The sequence below is a fragment of the Spiroplasma helicoides genome (assembly GCF_001715535.1).
Taxonomy (GTDB): Bacteria; Bacillota_I; Bacilli_A; order Mycoplasmatales; family Mycoplasmataceae; genus Spiroplasma_A; species Spiroplasma_A helicoides.
In genome coordinates this window covers 844,552-859,601 of the sequence record NZ_CP017015.1, presented here as the reverse complement: position 1 = coordinate 859,601, position 15,050 = coordinate 844,552, and the positions used below count along the sequence as shown (strand labels likewise).

The 15,050-nt window shown below is 28.1% G+C and carries 12 protein-coding genes; 9 read left to right on the top strand and 3 right to left on the bottom strand.

Going from position 1 to position 15,050, the window contains the following annotated elements; genetic code table 4:
* The first annotated feature begins 10 nt into the window (after positions 1–10).
* The 4 genes from metK to SHELI_RS03840 all read left to right on the top strand — a co-directional run bounded on the left by metK (position 11) and on the right by SHELI_RS03840 (position 5,744).
* Positions 11–1,156 carry a methionine adenosyltransferase gene (metK, locus tag SHELI_RS03855; protein WP_069116831.1) on the top strand — a complete coding sequence of 382 codons (1,146 nt, stop codon included), beginning with the start codon at positions 11–13 and terminating at the stop codon, positions 1,154–1,156.
* Positions 1,157–1,205: 49 nt separating this feature from the next.
* Positions 1,206–2,519, top strand: a complete 1,314-nt coding sequence (gene trmFO / locus SHELI_RS03850) for a methylenetetrahydrofolate--tRNA-(uracil(54)-C(5))-methyltransferase (FADH(2)-oxidizing) TrmFO (RefSeq protein WP_069116829.1) — start codon at positions 1,206–1,208, stop codon at positions 2,517–2,519.
* Between the two features lie 70 nt (positions 2,520–2,589).
* Positions 2,590–4,713, top strand: a complete 2,124-nt coding sequence (locus SHELI_RS03845) for a biotin/lipoyl-containing protein (RefSeq protein WP_069116828.1) — start codon at positions 2,590–2,592, stop codon at positions 4,711–4,713.
* Between the two features lie 62 nt (positions 4,714–4,775).
* A complete protein-coding gene (locus tag SHELI_RS03840) occupies positions 4,776–5,744 on the top strand; it encodes a 3'-5' exoribonuclease YhaM family protein (RefSeq protein WP_069116827.1) in 969 nt (322 codons plus the stop codon).
* Between the two features lie 32 nt (positions 5,745–5,776).
* Here SHELI_RS03840 and SHELI_RS03835 read toward each other — a convergent pair whose 3' ends face one another.
* The 3 genes from SHELI_RS03835 to SHELI_RS03825 all read right to left on the bottom strand — a co-directional run bounded on the left by SHELI_RS03835 (position 5,777) and on the right by SHELI_RS03825 (position 10,310).
* On the bottom strand, positions 5,777–6,187 hold the full coding sequence (locus SHELI_RS03835; protein WP_069116825.1) for an HIT domain-containing protein: 411 nt from the start codon (positions 6,185–6,187) through the stop codon (positions 5,777–5,779).
* Positions 6,188–6,285: 98 nt separating this feature from the next.
* Positions 6,286–8,007 (bottom strand): lipoprotein, encoded by a 1,722-nt coding sequence (locus SHELI_RS03830; protein WP_069116823.1) that lies wholly within the window; start codon positions 8,005–8,007, stop codon positions 6,286–6,288.
* Positions 8,007–10,310, bottom strand: coding sequence for a lipoprotein (locus SHELI_RS03825; RefSeq protein ID WP_069116821.1), 2,304 nt, complete (start codon positions 10,308–10,310; stop codon positions 8,007–8,009). The genes SHELI_RS03830 and SHELI_RS03825 overlap by 1 nt, the downstream gene beginning before the upstream one ends.
* A 141-nt stretch (positions 10,311–10,451) precedes the next feature.
* Here SHELI_RS03825 and sufC point away from each other — a divergent pair, with 141 nt between their 5' ends.
* From sufC to sufB, 5 genes are read left to right on the top strand one after another with little or no spacing between them, the layout of a single operon-like run.
* Complete coding sequence (gene sufC, locus SHELI_RS03820) at positions 10,452–11,195, top strand: Fe-S cluster assembly ATPase SufC (protein ID WP_069116819.1); 744 nt, start codon at positions 10,452–10,454, stop codon at positions 11,193–11,195.
* Positions 11,195–11,965, top strand: a complete 771-nt coding sequence (locus SHELI_RS03815) for a SufB/SufD family protein (RefSeq protein WP_069116818.1) — start codon at positions 11,195–11,197, stop codon at positions 11,963–11,965. Before sufC ends, SHELI_RS03815 begins: the two co-directional genes overlap by 1 nt.
* A gap of 1 nt (position 11,966) precedes the next feature.
* Positions 11,967–13,181, top strand: a complete 1,215-nt coding sequence (locus tag SHELI_RS03810; RefSeq protein WP_069116817.1) for an aminotransferase class V-fold PLP-dependent enzyme — start codon at positions 11,967–11,969, stop codon at positions 13,179–13,181.
* Between the two features lie 11 nt (positions 13,182–13,192).
* Entirely contained in the window at positions 13,193–13,633 is a 441-nt protein-coding gene (locus tag SHELI_RS03805) for an iron-sulfur cluster assembly scaffold protein (RefSeq protein WP_069116816.1), read from the top strand.
* Positions 13,633–15,045: a Fe-S cluster assembly protein SufB gene (sufB, locus tag SHELI_RS03800; RefSeq protein ID WP_069116814.1), complete on the top strand. Its 1,413-nt coding sequence runs from the start codon at positions 13,633–13,635 to the stop codon at positions 15,043–15,045. The genes SHELI_RS03805 and sufB overlap by 1 nt, the downstream gene beginning before the upstream one ends.
* Positions 15,046–15,050 lie beyond the last annotated feature (5 nt).

Here is a 15,050-nt window from a genome sequence, read left to right as displayed (position 1 = left end):
TTTTAAATATATGAAAAGATTTTTTACAAGTGAATCTGTGTCTGAAGGGCACCCTGACAAGCTTTGTGATCAAATTTCAGATGCTATTTTAGATGCTTGTTTAAAACAAGACCCATTTTCTAGAGTTGCTTGTGAAACTGTTGCAAGTAAAAACTATATATTGGTAACTGGAGAAATAACTTCAAAAGCTAAGGTGGATTATGAAGAACATGTTAGAGCTGTTCTTAGAAGAGTAAAGTATTCAAGTGCAGAAACAGGTATTGATCCAGATAATTGTGAAGTACAAATTAAAATAAGTGAACAATCACCAGATATTGCACAAGGAATCTCGATAAAAGATGAAATTGGTGCTGGTGACCAAGGGATAATGTTTGGATATGCAATAAATGAAGCTGAGTCTTATATGCCTTACTCAATCCAACTTGCTCACGATTTAGTGCACTTAGCAAGTAGACTTAATAAGGCAGGATTATTCAAATATGCTCAACCTGATATGAAATCACAAGTCACTATGAATTATACAAACCCTAAAAATCCAACAATATCAACAATTTTAATGTCAGTACAACATGATGAAAATTATGATAAAGAAGAATTTGAAAGTTTTATTAAAAAAAATATAATGGATGTAATAGCAAAGAGACATAATTTGAATACAGACTTTGAATATTTAATTAATCCTACAGGTAAATTTGTTATTGGTGGACCGCTTGGAGATGTTGGTTTAACAGGAAGAAAAATTATTGTTGACACATATGGAGGATATTCAAGACATGGTGGAGGGGCTTTTTCTGGAAAAGACCCAACAAAAGTGGATAGAAGTGCTGCCTATATGGCAAGATATGCAGCTAAAAACATAGTGGCTGCTGGACTTGCAGATCAAGTTGAAATTCAAGTGAGTTATGCAATTGGTAGACCAAACCCAATTTCATTATTTGTTGAAGCTTTTGGTACAAACAATGTTCCAATGGATATTATTTATAAGGCTATAAATGAGAATTTTTCATTTAATGTAAAAAAAATAATTGAAACCTTAGATTTAAGAAAACCTATTTACTTTAGAACTTCAAAATATGGACATTTTGGAAAAAAAGAATTTAGTTGAGAAAAGCTTGATAAAGTTAGAGATCTAAAAAACTATTTAGAAAAAAAATAAAAACCAAAACTTTAATAGTTTTGGTTTTTATAATACGTTAGGAGAAATTATGGAAGTTACAATTATTGGAGCAGGACTAGCTGGTTGTGAATTGGCATATCAATTAGCTAATAATGGAATAAAAGTTATACTTTATGAAAAGAAAAAAAGAATAAAAAATGAAATTCAAAAATTAGATACTTTTGCTGAATTAGTTTGCTCAAATTCTTTGAGAAGCACATCGACACAAAATGCTGTTGGTATTTTGAAAAAGGAACTAGAACTATTAGGTTCTTTTGTTCTTGATTGTGCATACAAAACACAAGTTAAAGCAGATGACGCGCTTGCTGTAGATAGAGCAAAGTTTTCAGAACTTATAGATAAAAGAATTAGAAGCCACAAAAATATAACAGTAATCGAAGAAGAATTGATTGAAATAGATGATAAAAAAATTAATGTAATATGTTGTGGACCTTTGATAACAGAAAGCTTTCAAATTAAAATTAACGAATTAATTGGAAATCAAAAGCTATTTTATTTAGATGCCTCAGCTCCTATAATAAAAAAAGATTCAATTGATTTTGAAGTGGCATACTGAAATTCAAGACATAATAATGATAAAAGTTATATATGTTTACCATTAAATGAAAGCCAATTTGAGGATTTTCATAAGAACTTGTTAGAAGCTAAACAAGTTGAACTAAAAGATTTTGAAAAAAAAGTATTTTTTAGAGGATGCCAACCAATAGAACAACTTGCAAAACAATCTAAAAAACTTTTGTTAAATGGACCAATGTCTCCTAATAATTTAGCAACAAAAGAAATTGATCCATATGCTGTAATCCAATTAAGAAAGGATGATGCTATTGATGAACTATATAATATGGTAGGTTTTCAAACTAATTTAACTTGACCGGAACAAAAAAGAATATTTAAGTCTATTCCAGGTTTAAATAACGCTGAGTTTGTAAGGTTTGGAGTTATGCATAAAAATAATTATATTAACTCCCCCAAAATATTAAATAAAAAACTTCAAGTTATGCGAAATAAAAAAATCTTTTTTGCAGGGCAAGTAGTTGGCGTGGAAGGTTATATTGAGTCGTTTGCATCAGCAATGATAGTTTTTATAGCTTTATTTTGCCAACATCACGGAAAAAAGTTTGAGCCTTTTCCTCAAAAAACTATTTTAGGTTCTTTGATTGACTATGTTACTAATCCTAAAATAAAATATTTAAAGCCAATGAAAGCAAATATGGGAATTATTAACACACTTAATAAAAAATTTGATACAAGGTTTGAAAAAAATGAATATATTTATCAACAAAGTATGAAAGCTCTAAAAAAATATATTGAAAAACTTGGTTTAAAACCTTTACAAATATAAAACAAATGAGGTAAAATAAAAATAAGTGTTTATGGGCAAACATTTATCTTTATTTGAAGAGGGCTAAAATATGGAAAAAGTTAAATTCAAAAACTCGCGCAAATACAAAGGTATAGTAGAAAGTGTTTTGGTTAGTGATGGTCAACCAGTAAAAGCTGGCGATTTATTAGCAAAAGTTTCTACACAAGTTGAGAAGTTTGAAATCAAATCTCCTATAAATGGATATATTAGAAATATATATATAATTGAATCTTTAATTGTATCGCATGGAGATACGCTTTTTGATGTTATTAATTGAAGAGAGTTAGACGTTTTGTTAAGAAAACCTTCAGAAATGAATGATACTCTTAAAGAGGGTTTAGAAAATTTTAATGTTATTGAAAATTTAAACAGAACTGAAACAATAGAAGTTGATTCTGAAATTAATAATACTTATGATCTTGAGGAATTGAATTCTTTAGAGATTGAAAGCGAAGATACAACCAATGATTTTGAGTTTAATAAAGAATCAACAATTGATGAATACATTAACAATGAAAAAGAATTAGCGCATAATAATGAAAATAAAAATGATGGAGATTTTGAAATAAAAGAAGACATAGAGACTGAATCTTCTGAAGTTAAAGACATCGATGATGAACCTATAGTTATAGATGAAATCAGCATTAAAGAAACTATAATTGAAGATGATGAATCAACTAAAACATTTGACTTTAATGATAAAAAGCCATTTAGCATTGGAGAAGAAAACAACAACAAAAAAATAAGTTATGAAGATAATTTTAGCAGTATCAATAATAATGTTGTTGATGCTCAGGGGATAACAAAAGAATTAGATAATTTGAATAGTATTAATTTTGAAAGTTTTGAGAATTCAGAAAAAGAATACTTTCTAGAAAAAACTATTGATACAAATGAAGATACTAATTTTATAAATAAAAGTCCAGTTTTAAATAAAATTGATATAGAAGAAGCTTTGAAACATGAAAGTCAAGAACCAATAGTAGAAAATTCTAGATCAATCAATGTTATAGAAGAAAAAATATTAAAAGAAAACAATGAACTAAAATTAGCAAATTCTGAATTAAATGAAAAATCAGAAAAAAGTATTGCTCATGATGAAAAATCTTTAAATGATGCTGAAAAACCTGAGGAGCAAAATAAAAATTACGATTTTGATAGATTATCTCAAAAAAATGATCAATCACTAATTGAAGAATTCAATTTTGAAGATTTAGAACAAATTGATAAAAAAGTTGAAAAAGTTTTTGCAGAGAGACCTCAATTTAAAGAAGAAAATCATATTAAAATTTTGGAGCAACAAGGTTCAAAATTGCGTGAAGACAAAGACTTGCTACCTAATGAATTTAAAAAGAAACATGAAGAACATCACATTGATGGTAAATTAAAACATACAATTGAAGAAATGAAAAGGGATATATATAAAGCAAATAAACAAGTTTTATATTTAAAAGAAAAAATTAGAAGTCCTTTATTTTCAATGGGTAAAAATCAAGCTGTTTCAGAAATTCATACTCAAAGAAAAAAAATTAATGATTTAGAAATTGAAATTAGAAATTTGAATAATTTATTGCAAAGCTCATCTACTAATTTAAACAATGAAAGAGTTTCAATCAATAATTCATCAAGAAATGTAAGTGTACTAAACTTTGAGGTTGATATAACAGGATTATTAAATCTATATGCATTGATGGAAAAATCATTTTCTCTAAAAGGTATCGAATTTAATTTATCAAGTTTCTATATAAAAGCACTTAGAGTAGTTTTAGATGAATTTAAAGAATTAAATCTAGATGGTCTCAAAATGATTAGTCTTGGAAAAAAATTTAAGAAATTATTTGAATATAAAGATATTTCGATAAATAAAGATGACTCTATTTTAGAGATATCAAAAAGAATAATACATAGTCCATTTGGTCAAAAAACACAAAAAGTTGTTTTACTAGATTTATCAGATTATAATATACTTTCATCAAATTTACAATTAGCAAATAGTAGTGTGATTTCTTTAGCTATTGGTGATGTACATTCTAAAGTTAAAGGAGAAATGATTTTATCTAGCTATGTAAACGTAACATTGAGTTTTGATAATAACTTTATAGATTTAAATAAAGCAACGTTGCTAGTTCAAGAATTTAACAAAATAATTACAAATCCAGGGTTGTTAATTTAAAGCACCTTTAAAAAAGTGCTTTTTTTTGTTAAAATATATTATTGACAAGAGGAAATTATTATATGTGAATTAAGGAAATAAACGCAGATAGCAAAAGTATTGAAATAAACTCAAGAGTAGAAAAGGTTATACTTTCTACAGGTAATAATGGTTCAAATTACTTAATCTTAAACTTAGTGGACAAAACAGGCAGAATTGAAGCAAGGCTTTGAAATTGCTCTGAAAAAGATTTAGAGTTAATAAAAGAAGGGGAAATAATTAGAGTTGATGGTGTTGTAAATGTTTATCGTCAACAGCTACAAATAAAAATCAACTCGTATCATATTATAGATCCTGAAGAATATTTGAATTATGGTATAAATGACGATATGTTTGCAATAACAGCCCCATTAAATATAGATAAAGGTTTTGAATGGCTTTTAAAAACCATCGAAGAAGTAAAAAATGAAGTATATCGAAAAATTACATTATCAATAATAGATGATTATTTAGATGAGTATAAAACTTATCCTGCAGCAACCTCAATTCACCATAATGTAATAGGGGGACTATTTTGACACAGTTTTTCATTGCTAAAAGCAGCTAAAAATTTGCAAGAAATATATGCTTATGCACAAATAGATTGAGATTTAGTTTTTTGTGGAGCTGTTTTGCATGATATTGGTAAAGTTATTGAAATGAAGGGTAAGAACGCCTCTGAATATACTGATGAAGGGAAGTTAATTGGTCACATTTCAATAGGAAGTATGTTTGTTAATGCAAAAAGTAAAGAATTTAATCTATCAGATGAACAACACCAAGATGCTGTCAAATTACAACATATCATTTTAGCGAGTCATGGGAAACACGAGTATGGTTCTCCAGTTGAGCCAAGTTTAATTGAAGCTATAATAGTTTCTTCACTTGATGCACTTGATGCAAGAATTTATAGAGTGAATGAAGAACTACTAAAAACGGAAAAAAATGGTTGAACAGCAAGAATTATGACTGAAGATGGAAGAAGTTTTTTAAAGCATTTTAAAAAACAATAATAAAAAACCTAGCGTTGATGCTAGGTTTTTTATTATAAAAATCATTTGTGAATAACTTCAAAATCTTTTTCATCATTAGGATCTCTTTTAATTGAGAAACCATATCCATGTTCTTTTACATATTTTGGAATTATATGTTCATGGTAATGAAATACAGTTTGATATGCTTCTACACCTTGATTAGATACATAGTTAAATCCTACTGGCTTCTTTTTTAATTTAGATTTTAATAGTTTAACTATTTCTTTTTTAGCCTTAGCAACTTCAACAAGATATTGTTCATCTGTTTGTTCAAAATTTTCTGAGTGTTTTTTTGGAACTACTAAACAATGTCCCTCTGAGTTTGGATTTGCATCCAAAAAAGAAACTACATAGTCATTTTCATAAATTTTATATGTTTTAACTTCACCATTGGCTATTTTACAAAAAATACAATTTTCCATATTTATAACTTCCTTCTATAATGTTATTTTACAAAAAATCCAATTAATTACCTATATTTTTTAAATATTAAATAAAAAAAGTTTATTTAAATAAACTTTTATTTATCTTCATCTTTATCTGTTTTAATGTATTTTCCAATTGAATCATATAAACCAGCATAATAAACCAAATCAGCATCTAAGTATTTTGAATAAAGTACTGTTTTAGCTATTTCTGAAGTTGAGCTATCTTGTGAAACTAAATATTTAATTTGGTTTACCATAGCTCTTGCTTTTTCTTTTGAGTCTTTAATTAAATTTTGAACATCTTTTGAATGATATTCTTTATTATTGTCTTGATTTCAGATATCTGCATATTTTGTGTTGTTGATTCCAGATCAACCAAATTGAATTGCTTTCTTACTATCATCAGTTGCACCTTGAACTTCATAAGTGCTTTGTCCACTTGATTCAACACTTGCTCCTAATAATTCAATCATATATATTGGAAGTACAAAGACAATTTCTTCAATATTTTTATCGCTTGAATCTTCATAATATGGATTTCCAGATTTCATCAAGATTCCTGCTTTTGTAGCTGCTTTAACAGCACTTTCATAACTTTTTGAAGCAATTGGACTAGTTCCTAATGATGAACCATTATCATAAACTGTAAACCCTTTATATCCTTGATTTCCAAAGAATGAGTCATAAGCATTTGAGTTATCACCATTATATATTAGGTTATCTTTTTGCAAAGCGGTTGCAAGTTCACCCATAACATCTTTTATTAAACTTTTATCTTTTAATATTTCTCCATTTGTTGGGTCAACTGCTTTAGAATAAATATCATTTAATGCTGTAGTTACTTTAGTTTCATTTTTTCTTTCAAATTTATAAGATCAAACCATTCTAACGTTTGTAGTTCAATTTCTACCAGTTCCTGTTGTATTTGTTGTAAATCATGATTGAGTTTTTGCAAATAGGGGAGAACTAGTATTAATATATGCTCCATAATCTGTTGATTCGTTTGATGTTGGTAAAATTGAAAATGCATTTGAGTCAATGTAAGACATAGTCAAGATGTTATCGATGATATCTTTTACTAATTTATTATCAAAATAATCTTGAAATCTTAGTCTTAAAGCAGTTTTTGCAGTAATTTGATGTTCTGCACCTTTGTCGTCATTTACATAAAATGGATTTGTTGAACTAGTTAAATCAGCTAATTCTGGAGTATTAGATGGAGTGCTTTTGTCTTCCGCTCTAATTGATCAAACTTTTTTTCCACCATCTTTTAAAATACTTATTTTAGATTTAGCTTTAACTGTAAATGTGTTGTTTTTAACATCTTTTACAACAACATCTTCAGTTGGGTTTAATGAATAAAGTTTTGAGTCTATTTGAGTTAAATCTAATCTATTGCTTGATATCGATGTACTGTATTCAGTAAACAATAAATCTTCAGCTACAGTTCCTGCTTGCAAGTTATAGTTGTTTAAAAATGAATCAGGTAATTTACCATTTTCACCAAGGTCTTCATATTTTTGTAAACCTAATTTATCTAAATTTGCATTTGTAGATTCATAACCATATTTTTTACCTAATAAATCATTAATAATTTTTACAACAGTTGCTGTAATATCTGCATCAGAGAATAGATCTCCAAAATCTTTATATGCTAAAGATGGATCTCCACCAGCAATTGATGCAATTAATTGTCTTGCTAAATCACGGTTTAATTTTGCTGATGTTGGTCTATCTTTATTACATGCAACAGCAACAGCTGAGGTAGAAACAACTAATGATGCAGCTCCTAGTAATCCTAAAAGTTTTTTCATTATAAATTACCCCCTAATTGATTGCTTATGTAATGCATTGCAAGACTTTTTGATACGACTGGTTTTTCGATGCTTCAAATAGCAGATACAGTAGCATCTAAAGTATCAGAACTAAATTTTTCATTATTTATCATTGATTTTGGATATCCAGAAGTTGTATTTGCAGCAACTTCTTTTTTTCAATTTGTATATTTATCCATAAATCTAATAACTGGAGCTATAGATAAGTTTGTTTCTGCAACAGTTATTTTATCTACAGTTCAACCTTCAAGAGATTTTGCCACTTCATCCCCGTGTTGGTTTTTTGGATCATCTTGTCCAAAAACAACTAATTGTTTTACAAAGTTGTCAACTGTATCAATAGATGTTATATCTTTGAAATAAGTAAATACTGATGTCATTCAATATGTTTCACTATCTGTTGAACTTGTTAATGAAACTCATTTTTTCAAGTCAGAAACTATATCAAATGAAACAGGAGCATCACTAATACCTCCAATTAATGAGCTATTAACTAAATATCTTAGGTAATCACTTTTGATACCACTATTTAAATGTTTCATATAGTCGGTTTCATCAGTAACTCCAACCCCTGATAAATAAGCTACTTTTTTATTGTCATCTAATTTATGGAAATTATTAAATCATTGCAATTGTGTTAAATCAGATTCATTTGATTCTGAATAAGTTTTTAATTTATTGTAACCATCGATTGACACGATGTGTAACCCATCTGTTTCCATAAACATAAGTTTATCGTTATAACCTTTTAAAACACCATAAAAGTCTTTACCATCTGTTGATTTTCTAGATAATGGTGTAATTATTTGAGTTTCAAAGTTCTTTTTAAGAGCATCTTTGTCAACATTTGAAGTTAAATCTTCAACTTTAAGTTTTGGATCAATTGTTGCTGGTTTAACTTTATCGTTTCCAAATACGTAATCATAAACAACAGTTTTTAAAGTATTTGAAAAATCAGTTGATGATAAAGTTAATAATTTATCATATTTTTTAACTGTTGCTGTTGAAAGAATTGAAGTAACTCTTGTATTATCTCTCAAAGCAGAAATTCAAAATTGATTGTTGTCTTTTTGTCCAGCTTCATCCACTTGAACAAGATCTAAATCTGAATCATCTTCTGATTCACCTGGTTCACTTGGAGTAGGTAAATTTGTATCTCCATTAGATGTTAATGTTGCCAATAATTTAGTTGCATCAATTGCACTTAAATCATTATCACCTTTAAAGTCATCATAAGTTAATCCGTCATCAAATTTTCCATTTGTTGCAAATGGAATTGTGATTTCACTAATAGCTAATGGTGCTTTAGTTTCATAAAATTTATTTAAAAAGTATAGTTGAGATTTACTTAACATACCTTTTCTTGTATCAGAAGAGCTAGTTTGTCATTGTAAAATATCTTCTGGCACGTCATTTTTTATATAAGTTGTTTTAATGTTTTGGATTTTAGCTTTTGCATCAGCTGCTGATAAAGATACTTCTGAAGATGAAGAATCTGAAGGTTTGTTCAAGTTTACATCAACTCATTTGCTTGTATCATTAGTTTGTGCATTCAATATTTGTGATATTGCTTTTTTATCAGTGTTATAAACTTGTTCAAATTTTGCATCATCACCAATAACATCTAATAAGTTTGCTAATTTTGTTTTAACTGATTGAATTGAAACTCAGTTAACTCCATAGCTATCTGTATTTAGTAAAACATCTAAAATTGCTTTTGAAGCACTATTGGTTGAGTCTGATAATAGAATATTTGCTTTATATTTGTTTTCTAAGAAAGATTGATCCATATCTTTAGTATCTTCTTGATACACTGTATATTTCTCAACAAGCATTTTTCTTCATTCTTTTTCTCAGCTTTTACCATTTTTAACTCTGTAAGTATCTTTTTCTCTTTGCATTTGTAGATCTACAGATTTTTGTAAAGTATCTCATTTGTATTTTAAAGCTTCTTTAAGACCTTTGTTGTAATCTTTGTTACTATTGTAGTCTTTCTCATCTTTGTTCATAACTGTTTCAGAATTTGCTAATAATGAAACATTTAACAATTGAAGCATTTCTAATAAAAATGATTCTCTTTTTGTTGGTCCCGAACTATTTATCAATTCCCACAATAAGTCTGAGGAATCTAATTGGGCGTGTCCGTCTAATGAAGTTAAGAATTTAACTAAAACAGAGTTCCCGTCTTGTTTAATATCATATTTGCTACCACATGAAACTGCCATTGTTCCAGCACTTCCGATTAGTGATAAGCTGCTTAGTAGTGTTAATAACTTTTTCACACTATTCACTCCTTGAATTTTGTTATCAAAGTAATTATAAAGAAAAAAAGTCATTAAACAAAATAAATTTAAACTTTTTATTAACTTATAGAGTAAGTTTGCCAACTAACATTTATAATAAAATAAGTTAGGAGAACGTTTATGCATAAAATTGAAATAATTAATTTACATGTAAGTATTGAAGAAAAAGAGATTTTAAAAGGGGTTAATTTAGTTGTTAATTCTGGAGAAATTCATGCTTTAATGGGACCAAATGGTAACGGAAAATCAACACTGTTAATGGCGATAATGGGGCATCCTAAGTATGAAATCACTAAAGGTGATATATTACTAGATGGGCAAAGTATTTTAGAAATGAGTGTTGATGAAAGAAGTAAGGCTGGTTTATTTTTAGCAATGCAAAACCCTCAAACTATTCCAGGAGTTTCAAATCTTGAGTTTTTGAAGTATGCATTTAATTCTCATAGTGATGAAAAACACAAATTAAAAGACATTATTCAAGATATAAGAACTAATGCAAATCAACTTGATTTTGATCTAAATATGCTAAAAAGATTTGTAAATGATGGATTTTCAGGTGGAGAGAAAAAGAAAAACGAGATTTTACAATTAAAAATGTTAAATCCAATTTTTAGTTTGATAGATGAAATTGATTCAGGATTAGATGTTGATGCATTAGAAATTGTGTCTAAAAATCTAAATAGCATTGATTTAACAAAACAAGGGTTATTAATTGTTTCTCATTATGACAGATTTTTCAAGCAAGTTAAACCAACCCATGCACACGTAATTATTAATGGAAAAATAATTAAAAGTGGGGGTATTGAATTAGTTGATAAAATAAACAAAGAAGGTTACAACTGAGCTAAGGAAGTTAATGCCTAATGAAAGATATTTTTAAATCTGATAAAGTTAAAGATTTATCAAATAGTTTATTAAAAGAAATTGTTTATAAGAACTCAACAAATGATGTTGTAACCCTTGCTAATGTTGATGGAGATATAAATTTTATAATAGATAATGATTGTGAAGTTAATTTATCAATCTTGTTACTACCAATAACCAATAATGATAAAAAAATATTTAATCTTAACTTTGATTTACATCAACACTCAAAACTAACCTTAAATATTGCAAACTTAAGCAATGTAAGCTGTGATGATAATATTACTATTAACTTGATTGAAGAAGGATCATCAATTGAATTCTATAGTTCAACAATTTTAAATAAAAATACTGAAAAAAACTCTATTATCAAAGTTGTTCATTTAGCAAAAAATACAACTTCAAATATAAAAGCCTATGAAGTATTAAAAGATACTTCCAAAGGTTTTATTAGATGCATAAGTGATATTAGACAAGGTTCAAGCTCTAGTGAAGCGCATCAAGAATTAAGATTACTAGTTTTGGATAAAAATGCAAAAGCAAATTCAGATCCTGTTTTACTTATTGATGAAAACGACATTGTTGCAAGTCATGCAAATGCTATCGGAATGCTTGATCCTGACCAAATATTTTATCTTGAATCAAGAGGGTTGTCTAAGACTGTTGCCCAAGAATTAATAATTAATGGATATTTTGAACCTGTGTTTATTGGTTGTGAAAATGAAGAAATTGAGATTTATTTAAAAGAAATTTTAAAAGGAATGAATTAATATGAGCTTTAAAAAGGACTTTCCATACTTTAAGTTTAATAAACAAGACATTTATTTTGATTCTGCAGCAACAAGTCTTAAACCAAAAGTAGTTTTAGATGCTGAAAATTACTACAATACTCATATTGCTGCTAATGCACACAACAATCTTTTTCGTAATGCTTTTTATGCAAATAACTTAATAGATGAAACAAGACAGTTGGTTGCAAATTTTATTGGTGCTTATGATAAAAATGAGATTATCTTTACAAGTGGTGCAACTCAATCCTTAAACACTGTTGCTTTTGGTCTTAAAGATTATTTAAACAATGAAGATGAAATTGTACTAACAGATCTTGAACACTCTTCAAATTTATTGCCTTGAAGAGTTTTAGAAGAGAAAATAAACTTTAAAATAAAGTATTTTGATTTGAATGATGATGGATCAATATGTATAGAAAAAATTCAAAACTGTGTTACAAAAAATACTAAGGTAGTATCGTTTGCATCAGTTTCAAATACAGTGGGTGCAGCTAATAATATAAAAGAAATAGTTAAGAAAATTAGAAGCATCAACAAAGATGTTATTGTGATTATTGATGCAGCACAATCTATTTTTCATAAACTTACTAATGTAAAAGAGTGAGACATTGATTTTTTAGCTTTTTCAGCACATAAAATGTTTGGTCCTTTTGGTTTGGGAATTTTATGAGGTAGAATGAGTTGATTAGAAAAAATTAATCCCTTAATGTATGGAGGGGGAAATAACTCGTTTATTGAATATGATAAATTTAGGTTGGCAAAAATACCACATAAATTTGAAGCAGGTACCTTAAATTTAAGTGCTATTTCTGGACTTAAAGCAGCTATATGTTATATAAATCAGATTGGCTTAAGTAAAATTCAAAACTATTTGATAATGTTAAAAAATCATTTCGTTAAAGCGGTTGAAAGTTTAGACAAAGATAAATATATTTTTTACAACTTAGAGAGTGATGAACCAATAATTTTAATGAATATCAAAGGAATAAATGCCCAAGATGTTGGGGACTTTTTTAACAAAAAGTACAATATATTAGTTAGAGTTGGTAAACATTGTGCAAGACTTTCGCACCACTTTTTAAAAGTGGAGAACACACTTAGAATTAGCCTTTCAATTTACAACGAAAAAGCAGATTTAGATACTTTGATTCTAGCTTTAAATGATATTGATAACTGAATGGAAACTGTTTTATAAAGGAGTTAATTATGTTAGATAAAAAAGACAAAATAATGTTAAGACAAATAATTATGGAACACTATACTGAACCAGAAAATAAAGGTATATTAACTGATGCAAAAAACTCTTTTATCAAGTTTCAAGATTCTCAATCATGCGCTGATGCTATTGATGTGCAAATAATTTATGAAGATAGTAAAATTGTTGATGCTAGATTTGATGGAGTATCATGTTCTATAAGTGGAGCTGCAGTTGATATCTTGTGTAGTTTGGTTAAAAATAAAACTAAGCAAGAAGCTTTAAAATACTTAAATAATTATCATAATATGATTACAGGAAAAGAATATGATGAAGAATCGCTTGGTGAATTGATTGTGTTTTGAGAAATTCACCATCAAGGAAATAGAATAAATTGTGCTCTTTTAGGAGCTGATGGAATTAGATCTATTTTGGAAAATGAGGTCAAGTAATGAAAAAATTAAAACAAGAAAAAGAAATTAAAGAGATAAGTAATTATAAATATGGTTTCAATGAGGGAGAACTCTCATCGCTAAGTGTTGGTAAAGGTTTAAATGAACAAATTATTAGAGATATTTCAAAAATAAAACAAGAACCAGAATGAATGCTTAACTTTAGACTAGAAAGCTTAAACAAATTTGAAGGTATGAGTCAACCAAATTTTGGACCAGATTTGAACTTTATTGACTTTCAAGATTATTATTACTATACAAGGGCAACTGATAAAGTGGTTGATAGTTGAGAACAATTGCCAGATAACATCAAAAAAACTTATGATAGACTTGGAATTCCCGAAGCTGAAAAAAACTTTTTTATGGGTATTAATGCTCAGTGAGATGCAACTCCTGTATATGAACAACTAAGACAAGAAGTCTCTGACTTAGGAGTTGTTTTTACAGATTGTGATACCGCTTTAAAAAATTATCCTGAAATATTTAAAAAATATTTTGGAACACTTGTACCTAGTACAGATAATAAGTATGCTGCTCTAAATAGTGCTGTTTGGTCTGGAGGAACTTTTATTTATGTTCCAAAAGGGGTAAAAGTTGAAAGACCATTACAAGCATACTTTAGAATTAATTATCAACAAGCAGGTCAATTTGAAAGAACGCTAATCATTGTTGAGGATGATGCTGAACTTCACTATGTTGAAGGATGTACTGCACCGATTTACTCAAAAAACAATTTACATGCAGCAATAGTAGAGATTTTTGTTGGAAAAAGAAGTCATGTAAGATATACAACTGTTCAAAACTGAAGTGATAATGTTTTAAACTTAGTTACTAAAAGAAGTTTGGTTGAAGAAGATGGTCGTATGGAATGAGTTGATGGAAACATCGGTTCAAAAATAAATATGAAATATCCCTCATGTATTTTAAAGGGAGACAGAGCTCAGGGCGACACTATTTCAATTGCAGTTGCTAAAAAAGGGGTTTATCAAGATGCGGGAAGTAAAATGATTCATTTAGGAAAAGAAACAAAATCAAAAATTGTTTCTAAGTCAATTACTTTTCAAGGTGGTACTGCAAATTATCGTGGTTTAGCATTTATTGGTAAAGATGCTATCAATTCAAAAGCAAGAGTGGAGTGTGATACTTTGATTTTGGATAATCAATCACATTCAGACACTATTCCACAAAATAAAGTTCACAATAACGAGTCACAAATTGAACATGAAGCTACAGTATCAAAAGTTAGTGAAGAGCAACTATTTTATTTGATGTCTAGAGGAATTAGTGAGCAAGAAGCACTTGAATTGATTGTTATGGGGTTCTTAGAACCGTTTACTAAGGAATTACCTTTAGAATATGCAGTAGAACTAAATCAACTGATTAAAATGGATATGGAAGGTTCTGTTGGTTAAAACTA